This is a genomic window from Streptomyces sp. NPDC006283, from assembly GCF_040613325.1.
Lineage (GTDB): Bacteria > Actinomycetota > Actinomycetes > Streptomycetales > Streptomycetaceae > Streptomyces.
Genome location: NZ_JBEXRZ010000003.1, coordinates 71119 through 96336, shown reverse-complemented (window position 1 = coordinate 96336; position 25218 = coordinate 71119). Strand labels below are relative to the sequence as shown.

General features: G+C 70.9%; 21 protein-coding genes and 1 riboswitch. Of the genes, 13 read left to right on the top strand and 8 right to left on the bottom strand.

Going from position 1 to position 25218, the window contains the following annotated elements:
• Positions 1-67: 67 nt before the first annotated feature.
• The 4 genes from ABZ070_RS01610 to ABZ070_RS01595 are packed head-to-tail and all read left to right on the top strand — an operon-like array spanning position 68 to position 3848.
• Positions 68-1762 (top strand): S8 family serine peptidase, encoded by a 1695-nt coding sequence (locus ABZ070_RS01610; RefSeq protein ID WP_356628723.1) that lies wholly within the window; start codon positions 68-70, stop codon positions 1760-1762.
• A 53-nt stretch (positions 1763-1815) separates the two neighbouring features.
• A complete protein-coding gene (locus ABZ070_RS01605; RefSeq protein ID WP_356628721.1) occupies positions 1816-2139 on the top strand; it encodes a hypothetical protein in 324 nt (107 codons plus the stop codon).
• Between the two features lie 55 nt (positions 2140-2194).
• Complete coding sequence (locus ABZ070_RS01600) at positions 2195-2878, top strand: hypothetical protein (RefSeq protein WP_356628719.1); 684 nt, start codon at positions 2195-2197, stop codon at positions 2876-2878.
• Between the two features lie 40 nt (positions 2879-2918).
• Positions 2919-3848: a peptidoglycan-binding domain-containing protein gene (locus ABZ070_RS01595; protein ID WP_356628717.1), complete on the top strand. Its 930-nt coding sequence runs from the start codon at positions 2919-2921 to the stop codon at positions 3846-3848.
• Positions 3849-4066: 218 nt separating this feature from the next.
• Here ABZ070_RS01595 and fusA read toward each other — a convergent pair whose 3' ends face one another.
• The 4 genes from fusA to ABZ070_RS01575 form a co-directional block, all read right to left on the bottom strand.
• Complete coding sequence (gene fusA, locus ABZ070_RS01590; protein WP_356628715.1) at positions 4067-6139, bottom strand: elongation factor G; 2073 nt, start codon at positions 6137-6139, stop codon at positions 4067-4069.
• A gap of 803 nt (positions 6140-6942) precedes the next feature.
• Positions 6943-7114: riboswitch (TPP riboswitch) on the top strand.
• Positions 7115-7213: 99 nt separating this feature from the next.
• On the bottom strand, positions 7214-7600 hold the full coding sequence (locus ABZ070_RS01585; protein WP_356628713.1) for a VOC family protein: 387 nt from the start codon (positions 7598-7600) through the stop codon (positions 7214-7216).
• Positions 7597-7890: a metalloregulator ArsR/SmtB family transcription factor gene (locus ABZ070_RS01580; RefSeq protein ID WP_356628711.1), complete on the bottom strand. Its 294-nt coding sequence runs from the start codon at positions 7888-7890 to the stop codon at positions 7597-7599. Before ABZ070_RS01580 ends, ABZ070_RS01585 begins: the two co-directional genes overlap by 4 nt.
• Positions 7891-8052: 162 nt before the next feature.
• Positions 8053-8481: a hypothetical protein gene (locus tag ABZ070_RS01575; RefSeq protein WP_356628709.1), complete on the bottom strand. Its 429-nt coding sequence runs from the start codon at positions 8479-8481 to the stop codon at positions 8053-8055.
• A 152-nt stretch (positions 8482-8633) separates the two neighbouring features.
• Between ABZ070_RS01575 and ABZ070_RS01570 the strand changes: the two genes are divergently transcribed.
• Positions 8634-9227 (top strand): TetR/AcrR family transcriptional regulator, encoded by a 594-nt coding sequence (locus tag ABZ070_RS01570; protein ID WP_356628707.1) that lies wholly within the window; start codon positions 8634-8636, stop codon positions 9225-9227.
• Positions 9228-9332: 105 nt separating this feature from the next.
• On the opposite strand, the gene ABZ070_RS01565 is transcribed toward ABZ070_RS01570, so the two are convergent.
• Together ABZ070_RS01565 and ABZ070_RS01560 are read right to left on the bottom strand one after the other, a co-directional pair.
• Positions 9333-10751 carry a HAMP domain-containing sensor histidine kinase gene (locus ABZ070_RS01565; RefSeq protein ID WP_356628705.1) on the bottom strand — a complete coding sequence of 473 codons (1419 nt, stop codon included), beginning with the start codon at positions 10749-10751 and terminating at the stop codon, positions 9333-9335.
• 125 nt (positions 10752-10876) lie between these two features.
• Positions 10877-11614 carry a response regulator transcription factor gene (locus tag ABZ070_RS01560; protein ID WP_356628703.1) on the bottom strand — a complete coding sequence of 246 codons (738 nt, stop codon included), beginning with the start codon at positions 11612-11614 and terminating at the stop codon, positions 10877-10879.
• A 267-nt stretch (positions 11615-11881) separates the two neighbouring features.
• On the opposite strand from ABZ070_RS01560, the gene ABZ070_RS01555 reads away from it, so the two are divergent.
• From ABZ070_RS01555 to ABZ070_RS01545, 3 genes are all read left to right on the top strand, one after another.
• Positions 11882-14224 (top strand): MMPL family transporter, encoded by a 2343-nt coding sequence (locus tag ABZ070_RS01555; RefSeq protein ID WP_356628701.1) that lies wholly within the window; start codon positions 11882-11884, stop codon positions 14222-14224.
• Positions 14221-14964, top strand: coding sequence for a DUF2993 domain-containing protein (locus ABZ070_RS01550; protein ID WP_356628699.1), 744 nt, complete (start codon positions 14221-14223; stop codon positions 14962-14964). The genes ABZ070_RS01555 and ABZ070_RS01550 overlap by 4 nt, the downstream gene beginning before the upstream one ends.
• Before the next feature lie 574 nt (positions 14965-15538).
• Positions 15539-16819 (top strand): peptide ligase PGM1-related protein, encoded by a 1281-nt coding sequence (locus ABZ070_RS01545; RefSeq protein ID WP_356628697.1) that lies wholly within the window; start codon positions 15539-15541, stop codon positions 16817-16819.
• Between the two features lie 84 nt (positions 16820-16903).
• Here the strand turns inward: ABZ070_RS01545 and ABZ070_RS01540 are convergent, their stop codons facing one another.
• Both ABZ070_RS01540 and ABZ070_RS01535 read right to left on the bottom strand, forming a co-directional pair.
• The gene (locus ABZ070_RS01540) at positions 16904-18265 is read right to left on the bottom strand and encodes a M20/M25/M40 family metallo-hydrolase (protein ID WP_356628695.1); all 1362 of its coding nucleotides are present in this window, start codon (positions 18263-18265) and stop codon (positions 16904-16906) included.
• Between the two features lie 403 nt (positions 18266-18668).
• Complete coding sequence (locus tag ABZ070_RS01535) at positions 18669-19196, bottom strand: hypothetical protein (RefSeq protein WP_356628693.1); 528 nt, start codon at positions 19194-19196, stop codon at positions 18669-18671.
• A gap of 286 nt (positions 19197-19482) precedes the next feature.
• Here ABZ070_RS01535 and ABZ070_RS01530 point away from each other — a divergent pair, with 286 nt between their 5' ends.
• The 5 genes from ABZ070_RS01530 to ABZ070_RS01510 are packed head-to-tail and all read left to right on the top strand — an operon-like array spanning position 19483 to position 25202.
• On the top strand, positions 19483-21042 hold the full coding sequence (locus ABZ070_RS01530) for an ABC transporter substrate-binding protein (RefSeq protein ID WP_356628691.1): 1560 nt from the start codon (positions 19483-19485) through the stop codon (positions 21040-21042).
• A 2-nt stretch (positions 21043-21044) separates the two neighbouring features.
• Entirely contained in the window at positions 21045-21992 is a 948-nt protein-coding gene (locus ABZ070_RS01525; protein ID WP_356628689.1) for an ABC transporter permease, read from the top strand.
• The gene (locus ABZ070_RS01520) at positions 21989-22807 is read left to right on the top strand and encodes an ABC transporter permease (protein ID WP_356628687.1); all 819 of its coding nucleotides are present in this window, start codon (positions 21989-21991) and stop codon (positions 22805-22807) included. The genes ABZ070_RS01525 and ABZ070_RS01520 overlap by 4 nt, the downstream gene beginning before the upstream one ends.
• Positions 22804-24438, top strand: a complete 1635-nt coding sequence (locus tag ABZ070_RS01515; protein WP_356628685.1) for an ATP-binding cassette domain-containing protein — start codon at positions 22804-22806, stop codon at positions 24436-24438. Before ABZ070_RS01520 ends, ABZ070_RS01515 begins: the two co-directional genes overlap by 4 nt.
• Entirely contained in the window at positions 24435-25202 is a 768-nt protein-coding gene (locus ABZ070_RS01510; RefSeq protein ID WP_356628683.1) for a methyltransferase, read from the top strand. The genes ABZ070_RS01515 and ABZ070_RS01510 overlap by 4 nt, the downstream gene beginning before the upstream one ends.
• The last annotated feature ends 16 nt before the right edge of the window (positions 25203-25218 follow it).

Genomic DNA, 25218 nt, shown 5'->3' with positions numbered 1-25218 from the left:
GCCTCGACACGGCGACGCTGTGCCCCCGGCTCCCCCTCGACTTCGCACCAGGAAAGTGGAGACACCCATGAGCGAGTTCAGCCCCGACACATCGGAACAGGAAGTGCAGGAGCGCCCCCTGCGCTGGCTGGTGGCACCACTGCCGGGTGCAATACTGCCGCAGGGCGTGAGCCCCATACCTCCGGAATCGGTCTTCGACCGGCTTGCGGCCGAAACGGACGTCCAGTTGTGCGGACGCATCGTGCCCAGTGCGCGGCTCCAGACACTCTCGGAGGGCAACGCGTTCCCGGAAGTCGGGATCTTCACGATGACCGAGGAGCGGGCCCGCCAACTCAACCAGGACGTCGAGATCCATGTGGAGCGCGACCGCCGACTTATCTACGGAATCCCCGTGGGCTCCTCGGACGACGCCCAGGTGATGCAACCCGCGGCAGTGCCACCTCTGGCAAGCACGCTCAGCCTGGCCTTCTCGGTCCGGGGCAGTGACGGCACTCCGCTGCCGAAGGCGATGGTGTCGCTGAGAGGCTCTGCATGGCCCGCTCAGGGTGTCACGGGACCGGACGGGCGCGTTGTCATTTCCCTCAACGGGGAAACCCCGGGTTCGATCAACGCCGTCTACGTCAAGGCCGAGCAAGGTCACTGGGACCGCTGGCTGATGCGGCCCCAACTGGTCACCGACGGGGACAACGTGGTCGCCTTGGCGCGACTGGACCAGACCGTACCGGACTTTCCCGGCCGCCAGATGTTCGGCTGGGGGCAGCGGGCGATGCACCTCGATCGCATCCCGCCCTCCTACCGCGCCCATGGAATCAAGGTTGCGGTCATCGACTCAGGCATCGCGACATCCCACCCCGACCTCGCCGGCCGCGTGGTCGGCGGTGTGGACGCGGCAGAAGGCGGCGAGTGGAGCGTCGACGTCATTGGTCACGGAACGCACTGCGCGGGCACGATCGCAGGTGCAGACACCGGTACGGGAATCATCGGCTCCGCTACGGAAGCCGAAATTCATGCGTGCAGGATTTTCCCGGGCGGACGCATCAGCGCCTTGCTCGCCTCACTGGACTACTGCATCGAACACGACATCGATGTGGTCAACCTCAGCCTCGGCACCGGGGAGCACTCGCCGCTCGTCGCACAGAAGATCGCGGCGGGCCGTAGCATCGGCATGGCCTGCATCGCCGCCTCCGGGAACAACGGCACGGACCAGGTCCTCTTCCCGGGATCCCTCGACACCGTGCTGACCGTCGCCGCCATGGGCAAGGTGGGCGAATGTCCGGAGGACAGCTCCCACGCCTTCCAGGTGTTCGGCGAACCCACCTCCGAGGGCTACTTCTCAGGGAAGTTCAGCTCCCACGGACCGGCGGTTGATGTCTGCGCTCCAGGAGTGGCGGTCATCTCCTCGGTTCCGCCGGAAGGGTACGCCGCCCAGGACGGGACATCCATGGCCGCCCCCCATGTCGCGAGCCTTGCCGCCCTGACACTGGCGCATCACCCCGATTTCCAGGAACAGTTCGCCACCCGTAACGAGGCTCGGGTGGAGCGCCTGTTCCAGATCCTGCGGGACAGCTGCGACCGGCTCGACTTCGGTGACCCGCGCCGCTCCGGCGCCGGAATGCCCAACGCGGTACGTGCCCTCGGACTGGAGTCCGGCACGCTGCTCGGCGCGGCGGCCGCACCGGAGGGCGGGAGCTTCACCCGTTCCGCCGCCGCGGCGGCGGTGGAGGAACTCGGGCAGGACCTTGCGCGCATCGGCATCTCCTGATGACTTCCCGGCTCTGACGACCGGGCCGAGTGCACGGACACGAGGAGGACAGCATGGACGGGACGGGCGACCAGACGGAGAGCAGGATCCAGAAGATCCGGGCATGGGCCGGCCTGCTCGTCGTAGGAGTGGGAGACCTGGCCATTGCAGCGGCCGCGATCTGGGGCGTCACCCATGTGGCCGGTTCCGAAGCCGTTGCGGTCCTCACCAGCGCGTTCACGGCAATCAGTGCCATGACGACCGCATACTTCGGAATCCGTGCCGCGACGAACGCGGCCCAGGCCGGCGGGGTTCAGCCCTTGGCTCCGTTGGGCCCTTTGTCGGCGCCGCCAGCCGCCCCTCCGCCGCCCGGCCGTGCGACGACGACCGGTCCGTGACCCGCGAGAGGCCCGAAGCAGACCACACCGCTGTTACTCGAGGAAGGTGTTTCCCATGTCATGGAGAGTCGCGCGCAGCCTGGATGTGCTGCTGCGTCAGATTGACGGGAGATTCCCACACCGCGACAGAACGAGCGACGGGGCGATCGGGGACGCGGACCACCAGAAACGCGACAGCGACCACAACCCCTGGTACGGGCCGGGCATCGTCACCGCAAGGGACTTCACACACGACCTGGTTAACGGCGTCGACATCGGCCCCTTCACCCGTGAGCTGGCCGACACACGGGACCGGAGGATCAAGTACATCATCGCCAACGGACTGATCCTGGACTCGCGGTCCTGGCAGTGGAACCCGTACAACGGAAACAACCCGCACACCCGGCACTTCCACCTGTCCGTCATGGCTGATCCGGTCTGCGATGACATCAGCCCGTGGGCCGTACCGACGCTCGGTGAGGTGCCGAGCGAGGGGGACGACGACGCGAGCCGGGTGCTGTTCACGACCTGGGGCACGTCGGTGAACGTCCGTGCAGAACCACGTCTCGACGCTGCTGTCGTCACGATCCTTCCGGGGCCCACGCGGGTCCAGGTCCGTTGCCAGACGCATGGCGACCTCGTTCATGCGGCGGGCCTCACCAATGACGCCTGGTCCTTCGTCCCGGACCTGGGTGGTTACGTGTCCAACATCTTCGTGGACCATCCCGACGCCTGGCTGCCGGGCGTCGACGAATGCTGAGTCCAGCCGTTCCATGGGAGGGCGCTGAGAGGAGCCCGCGATGCACCAGAGTGTGAGAGATGCGTTCATGCCGTTCAGCAAGCCGCTCGAGGGCCGCCTCGATTTCATGTACCTGGACGTGAAGGGCCTCGTGTCCACCGGCGTCGGCAATCTTCTGGATGCCGACAACCCGTCAGCCCCCAGCAGCAACCCGACCCCACTGCCCGACATCTTCACCTTGGACTGGTTCGACAAGGACACCCGCGTACCGGCGGACCGCGCCGAGATCGAGGAGGAGTACAGAAAGGTCAAGTTCAGTGGCACGGCCCTGGCCACGACAGATCAAAAGGTGGCCGTGACACGGCTGCGGATCTCTCAACAGGCAATCGACGCGCTCGTGACGCGCAAGCTGGACTCATTCGAGAACTCCCTGCGGGGACGCGAGATGTTCGCCGGGTACGACGGATGGCCGGCCGACGGACAGCTCGGCCTCCTCAGCATGGCCTGGGCCATGGGCCCGCTCTTCCGCTTTCCGAAGTTCCAGGCCGCTGCCACGTCCGGGGACTGGCTGACCATGGCGCAGGAGTGCAGGATGACGGAGGCCGGGAACCCGGGGGTCATCCCCCGCAACGTGCGAAATGGTCTGCTCTTCACCCTCGCGGGCTGGGTGACGACCCTCTCGGACGGTGATTTCGGCAGGCTCGTGTTCGACCCCATGCGCCGGCTCGACGACGGCATGCGCTCAGGGGATCATCCCGTTCCGCTCAACCTGACGATCGGACTGCAGACGGCATTGGAGACACTCGGCTCCGATCCCAAAGGGCTCGACGGAATCGTGGGGAAGGGGACCCGCGCTGCCCTCACGCAGTTTCAGGCAGCACAGGGGCTCACGCAGACGGCTGGGGTGTCCGACATCACCGACGTCCCGCAGGAAACCGTGATCGCACTGCGAGCCGGACTCGAGGCCAGAGGAGTCGCCTGCTTCCCCTGAACCACGCGGGCGAGTCGCGCCTCGGACTGCTGGTCACGCTCCAGGGGCATCGCGAATCAGCGCTGCAGCACGGTGACCGGGGCGGCGCCGGAGCGCGTCCACCCCAGCGTCTCCCGCCCCGGCCCGAGGGCGGCTTCGCCGCAGAGAGCGGCGCGGCGATCACCGGCCTACGGGGGGCGGGACGGCCCCGTCCCCCGTAGGCGGGGCCGTCCCTGGTTCTACGCCGGCGTCCCGCCGGACACCGATGCCGGCGCGTAGCCGTCGGCGCGGGTCGTGAAGGTTCCACGGCCCTGGGTGCGGCTGCGCAGCCTGGAGGCGTAGCCGAACAGCTCGGCCAGCGGCACCGTCGCGGTGACAACCGCCGTGCCGGACCGCGCCGTCTGGTCCGACACCCGGCCGCGCCGCGCCGCCAGGTCGCCGAGCACCGCGCCAACGGCGTCGTCGGGCACGGTGACCGTGACCTCGACCACCGGTTCGAGCAGAGCCATCACGCTCGCGCGCAGTGCCTCGCGCAGCCCGAACCGGCCCGCCGTCCTGAACGCCATCTCCGACGAGTCCTTGGAGTGTGTGGCCCCGTCGGTCAGGGTCACTCGCAGCCCGGTCACCGGGTGGCCGCCGAGGGGGCCCTCTGCGAGGGCGTCCCGGCACCCGGCCTCCACCGCGCGGATGTACTCCTGCGGCACCCGCCCACCGGTGACGGTCGACCGGAACACGAAGCCCTCCGTGCCCGTCTCCAGTGGTTCGACGTCGAGCACGACATGGGCGAACTGGCCGGCGCCGCCGTCCTGCTTGACGTGCCGGTACACCAGCCCGGACACGCCGCGGACCACGGTCTCGCGGTACGCCACCTGCGGCCGGCCGACGCCGACGTCCAGCCCCTGGGCGCGGCGGATCTTCTCCACCGCGACCTCGAGGTGCAGCTCGCCCATGCCCGACAGCACCGTCTGCCCGGTCTCGGGATCGGTGCGGACCGTGAGGGACGGATCCTCCTCCACCAGCCGGGTCAGCGCGGAGGCCAGCCGATCGGTGTCGAGGCGCCGACGAGCCTCCACCGCGACGGAGACGACCGGATCCGCCGCCGTGGGTGGTTCGAGCAGCAGCGGCGCGGCCGGCGCGCACAGCGTCGCACCGGAACGGGCGGCCTTCAGCCCGATCACGGCGACGATGTCCCCGGCCACCGCCCGGTCCATCTCCGCATGCCGGTCGGCCTGGACGCGCAGGATGCGGCCGATCCGTTCCGAGCGGCGGGCGCCCACGTCCAGCACGGCGTCCCCTTTCTCGATCGTTCCCGCGTACACGCGCACGTACGTCAGCCGCCCGGTGCTGGTGGAGTTCACCTTGAACACCAGCCCCACGAACGCCGCGGCCTCGTCGGCCTCCCGCTCCTGCTCCGCGCCGCCGTGGGTGCCGCGTACCGGCGGCACCTCCAGGGGCGAGGGCAGGTAGGCCACCACGGCTTCCAGCAGCGGCTCGATCCCGCAGTTGCGGTACGCGGAGCCGCACAGCACCACGACGCCTTCGCCGCTGTGCGTCAGCTCGCGCAGCGCTCCGGTAAGCGTCCGTGCGGAGAGTGTCGAACGTTCACAGAACTCCTCCAGCGCGGTCGGGTGCAGCTCCGCCACCGTCTCCTCCAGCAGACGCCGGCGGCGCTCCGCCTCTTCGCGCAGGGCCTCCGGCACCGGACCTTCCTCGTACGTGTCACCGCCGGCACGCCAGGTCAGCGCACGCATACGCAGCAGATCCACCACTCCAATGAATTCGTCCTCCTGCCCGATCGGCAGCTGGACGACCAACGGGACCGTGTGCAGGCGTTCCCTGATCGACGAGACCGCCGCATCGAGGTCTGCTCCGGCACGGTCCAGCTTGTTGACGAACGCGATTCGGGGCACCGCGTGCCGGTCGGCCTGCCGCCAGACCGCCTCGCTCTGCGGTTCGACTCCCGCGACGGCGTCGAACACCGCGATCGCACCGTCGAGTACCCGCAGTGATCGCTCCACCTCGTCGGAGAAGTCCACGTGGCCGGGTGTGTCGATCAGGTTGATCCGGTGACCGTCCCAGACACAACTCACCGCCGCGGCGAAGATGGTGATGCCACGATCGCGCTCCTGGGAGTCGAAGTCGGTGACGGTCGTCCCGTCGTGGACTTCACCGCGTTTGTGGGTGGCGCCGGTGAGATAAAGGATCCGTTCGGTGACGGTGGTCTTGCCCGCGTCGACGTGGGCGAGGATGCCCAGGTTTCGGACGCGGGTCAGCTGACTGGCGGAACGGTGTCGGAGGTCGGTAGTACGCACGGCCCATGGCCTTTCGGGTGTTGGGGAGCAGGGCGGCGCAATTCCCGGACGAAACAGCTCGGTTGTGCGCCTGCGGTACCCGTGCCGTGGCCGTGGACGCAGCAGGGCGTTCGGGGTTCGGCGACGCGTCGGTCGCCGGCCCGGGCAGGCAGGCAGGCAGAAAGCAGGCGGAGCAGGTTCAGGCGTTCGTCACGGACGTCCGGTGGCGGCCGCGCAGCCGGCACCGGAAGGACGAAGACACCAGGATCACGTCGTAGCGTGACCGGGGAGCAACGGCGGCATGGCGACAACACATGGCCGGGCTCCCCTCTGTATTCGATGCGCGTTCATCGACACACAGGCGTCGATAGGCGTTGCGATGCCGTGTGCACCGCGCGAGCCGAGTCTAGGGAGACGGCACGGCTCAACGACACCGATTTTCGCAGGCCTTGCCGGCTTACAGGTCGAGTTCGGCTCGCACCGTTCACCCCACGGGCACGCGGCCGAGCACGCACCACCGGTCCGGCCGGCGCCTCGACGAGCAGCAGACCGCGTCCGGAGTCCTCCGCCGGGTCGGGTACGGCCAAGGCCCGGGGCGGGCGGTCGCCGCTCGCCCCGCGGGTCCGGACACCTCGATGCGAAGGATCATGCTCCAGATGCGGTATGCCGGGATGCCGCCTCGTGGAGGAGCTTCGTCGCGTGCGCCGCCCAGTCCCGACCTCGCAGGTGAGCGCCCCGGGCCGGTTCGGATCAGACTCCCGGAAACTCAGACAATTCACCCCTTTTCACTCGGGGCGCAAAGGACTATCCTGGTAGATGGCCTACGGGGCGAGCGAGGGAGTTCAACCGGAGTAGCCGACTTGGGCGGATGGGTTTTATACCGCCGAGGCCGACGTCGACGGTCGGGCTGAGAGGTCTGAAGGTCGAAAGACCGGAAGACGACCCCCATCACCTGATCCGGACAATACCGGCGCAGGGAGCCCGTCTCGTAGGTTTTTGCGCGTCCGATTCAGAGCCCGAGCCAGGCCCGGAGCGGCCGCCCGCCACGCGATCGCCGAAGGCGGATTCGGGCCGGCGCCGGCGCCACCCGGGGGCTTACTTGCTGTGCACGATCTGGATCAGATTGCCGCAGGTGTCGTCCAGAACGGCGGTGGTGACCGGACCCATCTCCAGCGGCTCCTGGGTGAAGCGCACGCCGCGTTCCCGCAGCCGATCGAACTCCGCCTGCACGTCGTCCACGGCGAAGGAGGTGGCCGGGATGCCGTCCTCCACGAGCGCCGTCTTGTACGGCGCCACCGCGGGATGCCCGGAGGGCTCAAGCAGCAGTTCGGTCCCCTCGGGATCTTCCGGCGAGACCACGGTCAGCCACCGGTCCGCGCCCATCGGGACATCGTGCTTCTTCACGAAGCCCAGCACATCGGTGTAGAAGCGCAGCGCCTTTTCCTGGTCGTCGACGAAGACGCTGGACAGGTGGATCTTCATGGGGTGTCCTCCGGCGTATCGGGCCTGAGCCATCGGGTCAGGACGCGCTCAAGGGGTTCGGTGTTGAGGTCGTGGAACTTGTAGCGGCCCTGGCGCCGCGAAACGACCAGACCCGCGGATTCCAGTACAGCCAGGTGCTGGCTGATCGCCTGGCGGGACAGCCCCAGACCGTGCTTGGTCACCAGCCGCGTGCATATCTCGAACAGGGTCTGACCGTCCCGTTCCACCAGCTCATCGAGGATCCGCCGTCGAGTGGGGTCGGCCAGTGCCTTGAAGACATCTTCCGCCATGACCCCCACCATAGGCAAGTGACGACTTGCCTATCAAGCCCGGACGGCTTGCCCGTCAGCCGCCCAGCCCGCCGAACGCGTCTTCGACGTTGACGCCAGAGGTGGCGGTCGGCGGCGCATTTCCCACCGAACAACGGCCCGCGCCGACCGCCCGGGCACCGCCTACCGGGCGGCGAGTTCGACGTTCGCCCTGGCGGTGACATGGGCGAGCGCGCGGGCGGCGATCTCGCGTTCGGCCGCCGGAAGGTCGCCGTACAGCCGCTCGGTCAACCCGGCCACGGCGTCCGTGAAGCCCCGGTGGACTCTCTCGCCTCTGTCGGTGAGGGTCGACCGGGCACCGTCGAGCAGCCCGGCATCGGTGAGTTCGTCGAGCAGGGTGCGCGCCTCCGGATCGCCGATCTTGAGCGTCGCGGTGATGCGGTCGACGACACCGGCGCGGTCGAGCCCGTCGGCGACGGCCTGGAGCACGACGGACTGATGGAAGGTCAGGCCCGAGGCGGCGAGGAGCCGATCCCGGACGGCGGCGATCGCGTGGTACGCGATGCCGATCATCCGGCCGTTGAGGAGCGGGGTGGAGGTGGCGGCAGTCATGGCGTGAATCTCCTTGCGAGTAGGTCCTGCTGGCGCTTTGACCATCAAACGGAGAGTTCTCCGCTTGGCATGACGCAACCCTAAGCGGAGGCATCTCCGATTTTCAAGAGGTAACCGGAGAAGTCTCCGGTACGTCCGCTACGCTGCTTCGCATGACCGCCCCCACCGAGCGCGCCGACGCCGCCCGCAACCGCCTCCGCATCCTCGACGCCGCTCGGCGCCTGCTCACGGCGGAGGGCTTCGCCGATCTGTCCCTGGACGCGGTGGCCAAGGAGGCCGGGGTCGGGGTCGGCACGGTCTACCGGCGCTTCCACAACCGGGCGGGGCTCGTCTACGCGCTGATCGAGGACAACGAGACCCGCTTCCAGGAGGCGTTCACCCGGCACTGCGAGGACGGCGCCCCGCCCGCACACGACCGGCTTCGCGTCTTTCTGCACGGCATGGCCGAACTCGTCGACGGCAACCGGGAGTTGCTGCTCCTGGCAGAGGCGAGCGCGCCGGCAGGGCGCTATCACAGCGCCCCGTTCCGCCGGCACCACGAGCAGATCGCCGGCATGGTCGCGGAGCTCGCCCCCTCCGTGGACGCCGCCTACGTGGCGGATCTGCTCCTCATGGCGTACACGCCGGGCCTGTTCGACTTCCAGCGCACCGAGCGCGGCTGGGACGTGGACCGCATCAAGCACGGCCTCGACACGCTGATCGCCGGCATCGGGGCCGTGGAAGAGGCTGATCGGCAGACGTCGTAACCGGCCGTCGGCATCGATCCCGACCCACCAGGGCCGGCCGGGGCCGACCTCGCCCGGCACTGTCTGTCACCGCGCCCGTTGGCCACGTGGTGGCGTGCGCCCGCCTCATCCACCATCGACGCCCGGCGTCGTGCTCCTCGCCGGACAGGACGAAACCCTCGCGGCGGTCGCGCCCCCGGGAGTGCCGTTCGGCGGCAGGCGAACGGTGAAGCAGGCGCCGCCCTCCGGGCCGTGGCCGGTCACCCGGATCGAGCCTCCCAGCCGGCCTGCCAACCGGTCGGCGATGGCCAGACCCAGGCCGCTGCCGACGGGGCGGGTCGGCCGGTAGCGGTCGTGCAGGGCACCCCGTTGGAAAGCCACCGCCTCGTCCTCCGGTTCAAGCCCGGGGCCACCGTCCCTCACCTCGATCTCCGGACCGTCCGGGCTACTGGCGCCACCCGCGTGCAGCGCCAGTACGACGGGGGCGCCGGCCGGCACGACGCGCAACGCGTTGCCGATCAGACCGTCGAGCAGCTGCCTGACCCGGAAGCCGTCGGTCATCACCTCGACGGGCCCATCGGGAACTTCGGTACGCAGGGCGACGCCGTACGCCTCGGCCTGGACCCGCCAGGCGGAGGCCGTTTCCCGGACGACCTCGGACAGATCAGTACGGGTACGGTCGAGGCGGAAGTCGTCTGCATCCAGCCGGGCCAGCGCCAGCAGGTCGCTGGTGAACGCCTCCAGGCGACGTGTCTCGGACAGCAGCGTCGCTCCGACCTCGGCCGTCCCCTCGGCGCCGACCACTCCGTCCGCGAGGGCCTCGGCATATCCGGTGACCACGGTCAGGGGTGTGCGGATCTCGTGCGAGACCGACAGCAGGAATTCCTGTCGCCGCCGCTCCCCGTCGGCCAGTGCGCCGTCCAGCGCGCACAACGACCGCTCCAGTTCGACCGCTTCCGCCGTGCGGCCCGACGGCTCCGGGGGCAGCCCGCGTGCACCGGCGGCGAGCCGTCGGGCCGCCGAGGCCGCCGTCGCCAGGGGCCGGGCGATCCGCCGGGCCGCGACAGCGCCGGCCAGGACGGCTCCGAGCAGGCCGACGAGCAGGGGCAGGGCGAGTGCCCGCCGTGTCCCGTCGACGGCCTCTTGGACGTCGGTGGCGGGGCGGGTGAGAACGGTGGCGCCCCCGTTCCGACCGGGGCGGCCCTCGACGAGGACCTGTTGCCCGTCGAGGGCTCCCCAGGCGGAGAGACTGTGCCCGGCCAGGAGGGTGTCCCGCTCGCCGTGATCGAGGACAGCGGCGGCCTGGCCGCTGACGGAGCCGTCCGCGGCGACAACCGCCACCCGTACTCCGGCGACGCCGGCATAGGGCCCTGCGCTCCGGGAGAGCGTGGCCGACACACCCGGCAGCTGGGACAACGCCTGTGCCTGACGGCCGAGTTGTTCGCGCTCGCGGTGCTCGGCCTGTCGGCCGGCCGCCTGCCAGGCGGTCACCCCTGTCAGTCCCACCGCGAGCAGCGCCACCGCACTGGTCAGTGCGACCAGCACCCGGCGCAGCGACGGTGTTCGCGTCCCGGCCCACGACAGGGCTCCGAGCGGGAACCCCGGCCAAGGGCGGCGCCGGATCGTCGCCGGGCAGCCCGGCCGGCCGGGCCCGTTCGGCGCTCCGCCGGTCATCCGGGCATCCGGTAGCTGTAGCCGACGCCGCGGACCGTCCGGATCGGAGTGGGATCGCCCAGCTTGGCGCGGAGTTGGGAGATGTAGACGTCCACCACCCGTCCGTCGCCGTAGTCCGCATGGCCCCACACGGCGGCGAGCAGCTGAGCCCGGCTGAAGACCTGGCCGGGGCGGCGCGCGAGGTGGTGCAGCAGGTTGAACTCGGTCGTGGTCAGTTCGACTTGGAAGCCGTCGGCCTCGACCGTACGGCGCAGCGGGTCCACGACCACGCGGCCCAGGGCCAGCGGCCCGGAAACGGGTGGCCCGGCCGTGCGCCGCAGGACCGCCTTGACCCGGGCGACGAGCTCGCGGGGGGAAAACGGCTTGGTGACGTAGTCGTCGGCACCCAGTTCCAGGCACAGCACGCGGTCGGCCTCCTCGTCCCGGGCGGTCACCAGCAGCACCGGAGTCCAGTCGTCGGCTGCCCGCATCCGGCGGCAGAACTCCACCCCGTCCACCGCACCCGGCAGGCCGATGTCCAGCAGCACCGCGACCGGCCGCAACCTGGCCAACTGCGCCAGGCCGGTTTCGCCGTCCGCCTCGACGTGCACACCGAACCCTTCGCGGGCCAGGTAGAGCCGCTCCAGCTCGGCGATCCGGCGTTCGTCCTCCACCACCAGCACCAGTCCGTGCCCGGTGCGAGGCCCGGCGCCGGCCGGGCCGGACGGCACCGCGCCGGGCCCCTCGGTCGGCACAGGCTGCTCTCCGTCTCTCGGCTCCGGTCAGGGGCCGATCCCCTGCGCGACGCGCGCCGGCCCGGTGCGGCCGTCCTCCTGACCGCTCTGCCGTCCCGCGATGCTAACGCGGCCGGCCGCTTCTCCCCCAGGCCCGGCGGGTTCTCCCCCAGGCCCGGCGGCCGGCCTCACACTCCCCGAACATTCGCCGAACACTGCGTTCGCACATCCGGGCCAGACTGCTGCCGCGGTGCTGCCGCACGCCCGTTCCCCCTCCTTGAGGAAGCGATGTCCCTCCCACACTCCTCCCCCGCGGCCTCTCCGCCGCCGTCCGGCTCCCCACCACCGGCTGCCGCACCGCCACCGTCCGGCCGGCGCCCGGGCGCGCTGTACCGCACCGGCCGCTGGTGCGCACTGCGTCCGCGCCGCGTCGTCGCCGCCTGGCTGCTCCTGCTCGCCGCCGCCCTCGGCCTGGCCCACGCCTTCGGCGGCGAGTACAGCGACGAGTTCCCCCTTCCCGGAACGCAGGTGCAGACCGGCAGCGACCTGCTGAAGGTGCACGCCTCCGGCCCCGGCAAAGGCACCCAGTCGCCGATCGTCCTGCACACGGCGAACGGCACCGTGGCCGATCACGGACCGCAGTTGGACGCCACCGTGTCGGCTCTCGGCAAACTGCCCCATGTCCTGGGCGCCGCCGACCCGTACAGCCCGTCAGCCTCCGCCGGGGCGCTCTCCGCCGACGGCCGCACGGCGCTGGTGCAGCTTTCCCTCGACGCCAACCCGGCCACCTACGGCGGCGACTGGCTGAACCAGGTGGACCGGGCCGTACAGAATCTGCGGGACGACGGCGTCCTGGTCGAGTACGGCGGACAGCTCGGGCAGGCTGTGAAGGGCACCGGCGCCGACCGGCTGCCGGAACTCATCGGCCTCGCCACAGCCGTCGTGGTACTGCTCGTCGGCTTCGGATCAGTCGCGGCGGCCGGTGTGCCTCTGGTGGCCGCGGTCGCCGGCCTCGGCGTCGGCCTGCTCGGCCTCGAAGTCGCCGCTGCTCACGTCGACTTCGCCACCACCGCACCCACCCTGGCCAGCATGATCGGCCTCGGTGTGGGCCTGGACTACGCTCTCTTCCTGACCACCCGACACCGTCGTCTGCTGCGCGACACCGGCGACGTCGGCGAGGCGGCCGGCCGCGCAGTGTCCACCAGCGGACGCGCCGTCCTTGTCGCGGCCGGCACGGTCGCGGTCGCCTTGGCCGGGCTCGCCGCCTCCGGCATCTCCTTCCTGGGCGCGCTCGGCGCCGCCGCGTGCGTCACCGTCGTCGCCGCCGCGCTCGCCTCGCTCACCCTCACCCCCGCGCTGCTCGGCTGGTTCGGCCCGCACATCGACCGCCGGCACATTCGCCGCCCCGTCGACGAACCGGACGGCGGACAGGACTTCTGGTATCGCTGGGCGGCCGGCATCCGCCGCCGCCCGGTGCTTGCACTCGCCGGCGGGCTGATGCTGCTCGGCGTTCTCGCGGTGCCCGCCCTCTCCATGCGCACGGCCCACATCGACGCCGGCGCTGCCGCCACCGACACCACCGCACGCCGGGCACACGATCTGGTCTCCGATGCCTTCGGACCAGGCGTGAACGGCCCGCTCACGCTCGTCGTCACCCTCGACAAGGACCACCCCGTCCCCGACGCCTCCCGGTCCCGCATCGCGGGCGACCTGCAAACAGCGATCGCGGCAGACCCGCGCGTCGCCTCCGTCGCCACACCGGCCGCCACCGCGGACAGAGCCCTGCTGACCACCGCGATCGTGCCGCGCACCGGCCCGCAGGAACAGGACACCGCCGACCTCGTCCACGACCTCACCGACAGCATCCTGCCCCGCACCCTCGACCCCGTCGGCGCGCGCGGCTACCTGACCGGCCCCACGGTCGGCCAGATCACCTTCCGCGACCTGCTGGCCGACCGGCTGCCCCTGGTCGTCGGCGTGGTCGCGGCGGCGGCCTTCGTCCTGCTGGTGCTGGTCTTCAGGACACCCGTTCTCGCTCTGAAGGCGGCAGTGCTCAACCTGCTGTCCATCGGCGCCGCCTGGGGTGTACTGGTCGCGGTTTTCCAGTGGGGCTGGGGCTCCTCCCTGTTCGGCGTCGACGAGCACGTCCCCATCGAGTCCTACGTCCCGGCACTGATGTTCGCGATCGTCTTCGGTCTCTCGATGGACTACGAGATCTTCCTGCTCTCCCGGGTGCGCGAGCTGTGGCGGGCCGGCGCGAGCACCCACGACAGCGTCGCCGGGGGGCTGGCCGCCACCGCCCGGGTGATCACCTGCGCCGCGCTCGTGATGACCAGTGTCTTCCTGGCGTTCCTCCTCAACGACAACATCGTCGTCAAGATGCTCGCCCTCGGCCTCGCGCTGAGCATCGTGCTCGATGCCACGGTCGTACGCCTGATCCTCGTACCGGCAGCCATGTACGTGCTGGGCAGGGTCAATTGGTGGCTGCCGAAGTGGCTGGACCGGCTGCTCCCGCACGTCGACGCCGAAGGCTCCGCACCGGTTGCGCACAGCACGGGCCACGGAACCGGCGCGGCCGAAGAACACGCCGGAGCGGGCATCCGCGGCCCCGAGAAGAACGGCGGCCGATGAACGGCCGGCTCGCGACCGCCCGGCGCACTCGCATGCGGCGCATCGCCGTGGGCACGGCGGCGGTGCTGGTGTCGGGCTGCGGGGCGGGCGAGACCGTCGCCCGGCACTCGGTGGCCGACCGGGTGACCACCGTCCTCGACGGCCGCTTGGGCGCCGGACCGGACGTGTCACTCGGCTCCCGTCCGGCGCTGCTCGCCGTCCTCAACGGCACGCTCCCCTCACTGTCGGTCTCGGGTCACGCGGACGTCGCCGGCTTCACCGGCGTTCCGGTCTCCGTGCGACTGTCCGACGTCACCGTCGACCGGGCTCGGGACACCGCCACGGTGTCGGGCTCCCGGGTCACCGCCGACGTGTCCACCGAGGCCGTGACCCGGCGGATCGTCTCCGGCGACGGCCAAGGTGCCGCCATGGTCTCCGGCGTCACCACGGACCCGGCGGCAGGGACCCTGGAGCTGGCCGTCCACGGGGGCATGGCAGCGATCCGCGTACGGCCCGTTGTGGCCGAAGACAGGGTCGCGCTGTCGGTGATCGACGGCGAGGTGCTCGGCTCCGCCGCCCCACCGGCCCTGCTCGATCGCGTGCAGTCGGCCGTCGACGCTCTCGCCCCGCCGGACGGGCCCGAGCACCAGAAGGACGCCGACGCGCTCGGCCTCCGACTGACGGAGGTCACGGTCACCGACGACGGCCTGCGGGTCGCTCTCACCGGCGGCAGGCGTGAACTCACGCGCACGCGCCACTGACAGACCGCTGAAGTGCCGCTCTCCAGCAAGGTACTGGCGGCCGCTCTCAGGCGTCCCGCCAGGCGTCCCGGTTCTTGCCCGAGACCCTGGCCGCCGTCCGACCGGAGCGGGACGCACGGCGGCTGGGGCTGGGCTGATCCAGCTCCGCCACGGCCGCCCCGGCGCCGGCCCCGTGCCGGTGCCGGTCACCACCGCGCGAGCCCGCCTGGATTCAGGCCGGCGTCTCGAAGCCGCCGGCCCAGTACCGGCCGTGCGGTGCCAGGCCGAGCAGCATCCGCACGACCTCCTCGGCGGGCAGGGACGGGGTGCCTGTTCCGCCCACCAGCGCAGCACGGCGACCTGCTCCCCCACCCACACACGGGCGAGCAGTAGCGCGCCTCCCCATGAGTCGCCCGCAGGACACATTCCCGCCAATCCCTGCCGCGCTCGTGCCGCACGCCTGCACGGCATGGGCTCTCAGGTCGTTTCCGTGTGCGCCGAACGGTTACCTGTTGTTCATGACCGCATCGCCGGATCTCGACAACGGTGTCCCTGCCTGCTGAATCCGTGCGGCGGGTTCCGTGAAGGGAGGAAGATGACGCAGCAGACACCGGACGACCACAGCCCTGCGTTGGTGTACGCAAACTTCGTTTCCGACCTCGCCCTCGGCCTCGAAGCATCAGAGGTGCTCGACGGATGGGCTGAGCAGGCACCGCGAAAGATGTGGCTGCTGGGGCCGGGTGACGTTTTGCTGACTCCTGTGCCCCTCAGTGCCGCCTTCCAGCGATACGCGGCGCAGTCGTTGGACGTGCACCCGGAACAGCTGGCTGTTGTCGTTGTGCCGCCCTGTCCGGGCGCGTCGATGGCAGACGCGGTGAGGGGGGCCGGCTTGACGGACGAGGTCCGGAAGCTGGTGCATGAGCGACCGGGCATCTCGCTGCTGCCGACGGCGCTGGACAGCTCCTGCGTCGGCTTTGCTCGGGAGGTGGGCGTACCCGTCACCCCGTACGGGCTGAACGGCCCCACTCCGCAGGCGTTGCGCATCGTCTCGTCGCTCAACACGAAGTCGGGCTTCCGCGACGTTGCTTCGGCGCTCGGCATGAGGATGCCGGAGGGCGTTGTCTGCCACCACCGGGACCTTCGCGCGCTCGTCGAGCGGATGGTGCGCAAGCACGGTCCGGTGGTGCTCAAGCCGGACCGGTCGGCCGGAGGGCACGGTATGACCTTCCTTTCGGCGTCACAGCCACAGCTGCCCGACGCCGGCCCCGGTCTTGACGGAATGTGGGTCATCGAAGAACGGCTGGACGTGGCGCACTCCGTCAGCATCCAGCTCAGCACTGGGCCCCAGGGCAGCACCGTGGCGTACAGCGGTGAAATGCGGACCAGGGAGGGCTCGTTCATCGGGTACGAGGCGCCGCTGCGAGGGCTCGCGGCGACGGCGGCGGACGAACTCGTACGGTGGGGTGTGAAGCTCGGCGACCACCTCGCGCACCACGGCTATGCCGGCCCGTTCAGTCTGGACGCGGTGATCACGCACGACGGCACCTTGTTCGCCAACGAGAGCAACGTACGGCGGACGGCCACCACGACACCGCACGCCATGGTCACCCGACTCGCCCGCACGGCCGGCCTGGTTCACCCCGCCTGGCTCCTGGGCCGCCGCCGGTCGGCGAAGACGTACACCTTCGCACAGGCGGTGCGGTTGCTCGAGCACAACGAACTGGCGTGGTGCCGCGAACGGCGTGACGGCGTTGTCTTCTACATGGATGCGCCGCTGGACGGCCACACCTGGCGGTACGCCGTCATCAGCGGGTCCGCGGGGCGGCTGGCCGCCCTGGAGCAACGGCTGGCGGAAACCATGGCCTTCGAGGCATGAGTGGGCGCGAAGGCCGGGGCGTGCTCTGCGACACCGCCGAACGGCGTGCCCCGCTCTTCCGTGGGTCCGCGCAACGTCGGGCCCTCACGCCATCGCCGCCGGCAGGGCGGACAGCCAGTGGGCCAAGGTCTCGGCGCCCTGAACAAGAGCCTGCACCTCGACGCGTTCGTCGGCGCTGTGCCAGCCGTCCTCCAGCAGACCGGTGCCGTAGAAGAGCACGGGTGCCTCGACGGCCCGGGCCAGCTGGGCGGCGGGAGCCGCGCCGCCGTTGCGCATGTGGACGGGGGGCGCCCCAAGGGCGCGGCTGATCGCCTGCTCCAGCGCCGTGAAGGCAGGGTGATCCGTGGGCGTCGTATAGGGGTCGGACCGGCTGGAGGGAAGATCGAGATCGAAGGTGAAGCCGGAGCCGACCCGCTGCTCGACCCACTGGCGCACACACTGTGCGATGTCATCCGCCTGCTGGCCTGGCACCAGACGGAACACGAGGCCTGCCGTGGCGGTGGCCGGGATGACACCCAGCCCGGGAAGCTCGGGACGGCCGCCCAGCAGGCTCGTCACCTCCGCGGCGGGCCGCAGCCATACCCGCTCCAGGATGCTGAAGCCGGTCTCCCCCCGTGCGCCGAAGGCGCCGGTCCGGGCAAGCCATTGCGGCTCGTTCGGTGCGATGGCGGCAAGCTGCGCCCGCTCGGACGCGGACGGGTCCTCCACCTGATCGTAGAACCCGGGGACGGCGACACGTCCGTTCTCCTCACGCAGCGAACCGAGCAGCCTGGACAGCTCGGTGAGCGGATTGCCGGCCGCTCCGGCCACGGCACCGTTGTGGATGTCGTGCCGTGCCGCGCTCACCGTGAGCGTCGCGCTGACCGCGCCGCGCACGCCGGTGCACACCGCCGGCTTGTCGGTGGACCACAACATCGTGTCGGAGACCATGACCACGTCGGCCCGCAGCTCGCGGCGATGCCGGGCCAACAGGCTGTCGAGATGTACGGAGCCGATCTCCTCCTCCCCCTCGATCAAGAACTTCACCGTGACCGCGGGCGCGCGGCGACCCGTTGCCGCGAGGTGCGCCCGCAGCGCCCACAAGTGGCAGAGCACCTGCCCTTTCGCGTCCGAGGCGCCCCGCCCGTGCAACCGCCCTTCGCGCAGCACACCGGCGAAGGGCTCGGTCTCGTGCCACTCCTCGTCGATGACCGCATTGACGTCATGGTGGCTGTAGACGAGCACGGTCGGGGCACCCGGGTCGTCGGCGGGCCAGCACGCGTAGACGGCGGGGAGGCCGGCCGTCCGCCATTCCTCGACCACGGGGAACCCCGAGTCCCGCAAGGACGCCGACAGCCAGCGCGCCGAACGGGTGACGTCCACCGCGTGGTCGGGGTCGCAGGACAGCGAAGGAATACGGACCCATTGCGCCAACCGCTCCATCATGACGTCCGTCTGCTGCCTCACGGCATCACGAATCGAAACCCTGCCGTTCAACCGTTGCTCCCTTCCGCCACGGACGCCGGCACACGGCCGGACGGCGTCACCCACCGGTTCGTGTACCCGATCCTGTGCACGGAACGAGGGGCGGTGTCGCCCTCGGTGTCGGACCGGCCGGGGACGACGGACTTCTGCCTGTGCACCAACGGGGCCGGCGAAGGGCATGACACATGCCGCCTGCAGGCGGTTCGACCCATCGCCTGCGCAACGCGTTGTCCCGGCGCCGCCGCCGTTGCGTCATCCGGGGGTCTCGTAGAGCTGACTGGGCACCTCGTCACCCGCCCCCAAGGACGTGACACGGCCGGCGGCGTCGTTGCGCGACGCAGTGGGCAAGCTCGGCGCCTGAGCGCCTGCCGAGACGCCGTATTCCTCAGCGAGCCGGAGCCGGGCCGGGGCGGAGCCGGTCGACGAGACCCGCTCGATGCAGACCGGCTATCGGCTCCAGCAGCTCCGGGTGACGCAGCAGGGCCGCAGCCGACAAGTCGTGATCGTCCGGCGCCGTCAGGCGCCGGAAAGCGACCGGCCCGACGGCGGTGTGCTCACAGTGCGCAACGACTTCCACCGCCTCCCTGGCCGTGGCGGGGGCAGCGAGCATGCAGCCTGCCCAGCTGGCGACGACCTCGTCCACCCAGCTCCGCCAGGCCCGGTCCTCGACGCCGGCTCCCTCGTGCACCTGCGCTCCTGCGATCCAGTCGAGCCGTGCGGATCCACCGGGGCCGGCCATCATCACCAAGGCCGCGTCCACGACTGTCGGGTAACGCAGCCACGCGGCAACCGTGACGGCCTGGCGCGCCTGGGCCTCGGACAGAACAGCCGCGAACGCGCCGCCGGCGGCCGGGAAAGCACGCGTCAGCCACCGCGTGGTGGCGGCTATGAGCGGGGACAGATCTGCGGGCATCCGGGACATCCGATCGAGCGTGGCGGGTGCACGTTACCGACCGATCGGGCGGGGACCGTATGACGCAGGGCACGCCCTGACCATGACGTTCGTCATGCGGCCCCTCCCCCGACGACCAGCGGCCGCCCGGTGCTCCACCGGGTGGCCGTTGACGTGTGGGCCCTCGATACAGCCACACTGAATTGACAATCATTTTCATTATCGGTGATGCTGTCCGGGTCCCCGCCGTCCGCCTGGTGGCGAAACAGGCGGCGGGGGACCACGTCGTCTCAGCCAGGGGAGCAGCATGTCAACCTTCCGTAACCGCAGAGAGTTTCTTGCTCTGGCCGGTGCCGCCGGTACGGCCGGGGCGCTGGCGCTCACCGGTTGCGGAGCCGGCGCGGGGAGAAGCAGCGCAGCTCACGACAGAGCCGAGCCCAGGCGCGGCGGGCAGTTCCGAGCACTGTTCACCGGCGGCGGTGAAGCCGAGACCATCGACCCGCACGCCGAGGCCCTCGCCATCGACATGGCGCGCACCAAGGCCATGTTCGACCGGCTCGTGGACCTGGACGCCACCATGGCGCCGGTGCCGCGGCTCGCCGAGAAGTGGGAGTCCAACGCCGAGGCGACCGTATGGCGGTTCTCGCTCCGTGAGGCGCTTTTCCACGACGGAAAGAAGCTCACGCCCGAGGACGTGCTGTTCAGCTTCGGCCGCATTCTCGACCCGAGGGCGACCGACCACTTCGCGCAGGGCCTGCTGTCGGTCATCGATCTGAAGAAGAGCCGAGGAGTCGGCAAGAACGTCGTGGAGCTCACGCTCAGCAGGCCCAGTGCCGAACTTCCCGCGCTGCTCGGCACGTTGGGCACTGCCATCGTCAGTACGCGCTACCGCGACCCTGCGAAGCCCGTCGGTACCGGAGCGTTCCGGCTGAAGTCCTTCCAGGCGGGCCGGTCGTTCGCCGCCGAGCGGTTCGACGGCCACTGGGACGGCGGGGCGTACGTCGATGAGCTGCGCATCCTGTCCGCCGACGCCGACGCCCGCGGCAACGCCCTGCGCGGCGGCGAGGCGGAGTACGGCTACGAGATGACGCCGACCTTCGCCCGTACCGCACAGGCCGACACGTCGGTCCGCATCATCGCCGCGAAGGGCAGCACGGCCCACGCGATCGTCATGAAGTGCGACCAGGAGCCCTTCGACAACCCCGATGTCACCCTGGCCTTCAAGCTGCTCGCCGACCGGGAGAAGCTGGTCGAGGTCGTCCTGGCGGGCCAGGGCGTGGTCGGCAACGACCTGTTCGGCAAGGGCTACCAGTACTACGCGCAGGACATCCCGCAGCGGACGCGCGATGTCGCCGAGGCCCGCGCGCTGTTGAAGAAGGCGGGAGTGCTGAACAAGCCCCTGTCCCTCTACACGTCGTCCGTGGCCGGCGGCTTCGTCGAGGCGGCGACCCTGTTCGCCGAGCAGGCCGCCGACGCCGGACTGCGGGTCAAGGTCACCACCGGCTCCTCGGAGACCTACTTCAAGGAGCAGCTGACCAAGGGCGCGATGGGCAGCCACCGATCGGGTGCCATGACGATCCCCACGTACATCAACGACCGTCTCCTCACCAAGTCCGCCTTCAACGCGTCCGGTTGGCGTCGCAAGGACTTCGACGCGGCATTCGACGAGGCGCGGTCCACGACCGACGAGGCCGAGCGCACTCGGCTGTACGGGGACCTCCAGCGGACCATCCACGAGGAGGGCGGCCTGCTGATCTGGGGCCACCCCGACTGGCTGAACGCCGTGTCCTCCCGCGTGCGCGGCGTCAAGGAGGCGCCGCCGAACACACTGGACTCGGCCCGCTTCGACAAGGTGTGGCTGGCCTGATCATGCGTGGGTACGCGGCGCAGCGGCTCGCCGTCGGAGCCGTACAACTGGTCCTGCTCGCGGTGCTGGTGTTCCTGCTGACCTCGCTGCTGCCCGGCGACGCGGCCGATGTCCGCAACAACGAGGACGCCACGCCCGAGCAGGTGGCGGCGCTGCGTGAGCAGCTCCAGCTGGACCGGCCGGCCCTGGAACGCTTCACGGACTGGGCACAGGGCGTGCTCACCGGTGACCTCGGCACGTCGCTGGTCAGCGGCGGCCCGGTGCTGGACGTCCTGACCGAGTCGGCCCGCATCACGCTGGTGCTGGCCGCGGTGACCTTCGCGGTGGTCGTGCCGCTCGCGGTGCTGCTCGGCATTGTCTCCGGGCTGCGGGAGGGCGGCCGCCTCGACCGGGTGGTCACGTCCGTGACGCTCGCGCTGAACGCCGTACCCGACTTCGTGCTCGCGTTGCTGCTCGTGGCCGGTCTGTCGCTGCGGCTTGGCCTGTTGCCGGCGACCTGGGTCGGTGTCGGTGCGGCGGACCTGATCGTCGAGCCGGCGCTGCTGGTGCTGCCGGTCACCGTGGTGGCGGCCCGCCTGATCTGTCTGCTCTCCCGTCAGGTACGGGCAGGAATGGTGACGGTCCTCGAGGCCGACTACGTCATCCAGGCACGGCGCCTGGGTGTGCCGCGCCGGACGCTGCTACTGCGGCACGTGCTGCCCAACGCCGCGGTCCCCGGCATCCAGGAGCTGGCCCGGGTGGGCGACAACCTGGTCGGCGGCGTGCTGATCGTCGAGGCGGTCTTCGCGATTCCCGGGGTGGCCACCGCGCTCGTCGGAGCCGTGGAGGCCCGGGACGTGCCCACCGTCCAGGGCCTGGCCCTCGTGGTGGCCGTGGCAGCCCTGCTGTTCAGTCTGGCGGCCGATCTGGTCTGTCATCGACTCGTACCACGGACGGAGGTCCTTCGGTGAAGGCAATTCCCATGCCGGTGGCGTCCGTCGGCGGGCTGCTGCTGGTGGTACCGGTCGGCATCGCCCTCATCGGACCGTTGCTCGCCCAGCCGGCGGCTCCCGGGGCGTTCATGCCGTACGCGGGCAGTGACGGCGAACACCCGCTCGGCACCGACGGACTGGGCCGCGACGTGCTGGCCCTGCTGCTGCACGGCGGACGAAGCGCGCTCGGCATGGCGCTCGGCGCGGTCGCGGTCGCCTACCTGGTGGGCGGGCTCGTCGGGCTGCCGGCCGCCTCCGCACGCCACCGGTGGGCCGACGAGCTTCTGATCCGCCCCTTGGACGTCCTGCTCCCCGTACCCACGCTGCTCGTGATCAGCGTGGTGGCGGTCGGCTGGCGCGGGTCACCCGTCGCCATCGCCCTCGCCGTGGCCGCTGTCAACGTGCCGCCCGTGGCACGGCTGGTGCGGGCCGCGGCCCTGGACGCGGCCGGCTCCCCCGTCGCCGAGGCGCTGCGGCTGCAGGGTGAGTCCCGTGCCCGCATCCAACTCGACTACGTGGCACGCTCCGTGCTGTCCCCGGTCGCCGCCGACATCGGCACCCGTGTCACCCTCGCCGTCTTCCTCGTCGGTTCGGCCAACTTCCTGGGCCTTGGACTGGACCCGACCGCGCCCGACTGGGCGGTGAGCATCGCCCGCGGCCGTGAGGGCCTGCTGCTCCAGCCGTGGGCCGTGCTGGCGCCGGCCTTGATGCTCGTCATGTTCACCGTGGGGCTCAACCTGCTGGCCGACCGTCTGCTGGCCCGCTCCCGCCGCACGCAGGAGGCTGTTCGATGACCCCCGTAGGACCCTTCGTCACCGTGCGCGGGCTCACCGCGCGGGCCGGGGATGCCGTCCTCCTCGACGCGGTCGACTTCGACCTGTACCAGGGACGGGTCACCGCGCTCGTCGGCCCTTCCGGCAGCGGCAAGACCACGGCCGCCCTGGCGCTGCTGGGCGAGGCGGGCCCCGGCGTGCGCCTCGGCGGCCGGGTGAGGGCCGGCTCCGTCACCGCCGTGGACGAGGACGGGATCACGGAGGAAGCGGCAGGGCTGCGCGGGCGGGTGGTCGCCTACATGCCCCAGCACCCGGGCAGCGCCCTCAACCCGGCCCGCCGCACCGGCGCCGTCCTCGCCGAACTCGCCGGACTGCATCGCGCCGCAGGACCCGCCCCGGTCGCCGAAGCCCTCCGGGCCGCACAACTGCCCACCGGAAGCGGCACCGAGCGGCGCTTCCCGCACCAGTTCTCCGGAGGGCAGCGCCAGCGCGTGGCGCTCGCCCAGACCCTGGTGTGCCGGCCCCGGGTGCTCGTGCTGGACGAGCCGAGCACCGGGCTCGACCCGGTGACCCGTATGCGGCTCGCCGCAGAACTGGCCGAACTCGCCCGCACGGGCCTGGCGATCCTGCTGCTCAGCCACGACCACGACCTGGTCCGAGCACTCGCCGATCATGTCGTCGTCCTGCACCGTGGACGGGTGACCGCGTCGGGTGACGCGGCCGACGCCCTGCCCGCCCGGCGCCCGGTGACCGCCTCACGGCACAGGCCCCGCAACCCCGACGAGCCTCCGGTGCTCGACGTACAGCAGCTCTCCGCGCACCTCCACACCCGTGGCCGCGGCCCGGTGCTGCGCGGGGTCGACGTCCGGCTGCCCGCCGGAGCATGTGTCGGCGTGGCCGGCCTGTCGGGCAGCGGCAAGACCACCCTGGCCCGCTGTGTCGCCGGACTCCACGAACGCCACCGCGGCCGGATACTCCTGAACGGCCGTCCGCTGCCCGTCGCACGCCACCGCACCACCGAGCAGAAACAACGGGTGCAGTACGTCTGGCAGGAGGTACGCAGTTCCTTCGACGAGCGGCGCCCGGTCGCCGAACAGGTCGCCCGCACCGCCGTACGGCTACGGGGCCGGAACGCCGGTGAGGCACGGCGCGAGGCCCTGGAACTGCTGGAGCGTCTGGAACTGGACCCCGGCACAGTGGAGCGCCGTCCCGGTGGCCTGTCCGGGGGTGAACTCCAGCGGGCGGCGCTCGCCCGCGCCGTGCTGGCCGCACCCGACGTCCTGATCTGCGACGAGATCACCACCGCCCTCGACGTCGACGCGACCCGAGCGGTTCTCGGCGAACTCTCCCGGCTCCGGGAGGAGCACGGCACCGCGCTGCTCTGGGTCAGCCACGACCTGGAACTCCTCGCCGCCGTCGCCCACCACATCGTCGTCATCGACGGCGGACACGTCGTCGAACACGGCACACCCGACCAGGTGCTGCACGCCCCCCGGGCCGCCCTGACACGGCAACTGGTCGGCGCCATGGACCTCAGTACGGCCCTGGCGGCCACTGATCCGACCGCCCCATCCGTGCCCGGCGCCCGACCCTCCCGACGTCCATCCACCGCATCCCCCATCACGACATCCCCCATCACGGAGGACACATGACCGACCGGACCGCATCAGGCGACACGGCCGCACAGACCGACGCCCGGGCACTGCTCGACGCGCTGCCCGAGACCCTCCCCCGGGACGAGATCCTCGCCATCAACGGCTCGAAGTCCGACATCCACACCCACCGCACGTACACGTACAACGGCTGGACGTTCGACCTGCCCCCGGGCGTCTTCAAGCCAGGCGACACCAGCCGCATCATCCACGACCGGCTGCTGGACGGCACCATCCCGCTCGAGGGCCGGTCATATGCGGCCATCGGCGCCGGACTCGGGGTCGAGGCCGTGATCGCCGGCCTCATGGGCGCCCGCGAGATCTACGCGGCCGACATCCACCCGGACAGCGTCGCCACAGCCACCGCCCACTACGAGCGAATCGTGGGCGACCGCGCCGGCACGGTCTTCCGGCCGCTGGTCTCCAACCTCTTCGAGGAGTTCCCCGTCTCCGCCCGGCTCGACGTCATCACCTTCAACCCACCCGCGGTGAGCGCGAAGACGAGTGACGACCCAACGGTCATGCGCAACGTCTGCATGGGCATCGGCATCGTGAAGCGCTTCTTCGACCGGATCACCGACGGAGACCTGCTCGCGCCCGACGGTGAGATCCACCTGATCGTGTCCAACACCTCGGAGCTCAAGAACATCGTCGCGTACGCCATCGAGGCCGGGTTCCGGCCGGAGATCACGCATCGCCAGACCTGGGAGGGCGACAACTGCCAGGCGTACCTCTTCAAGCTGCGCCACCATCACGCCGCCTGACCCGAAGGAGCAGGAC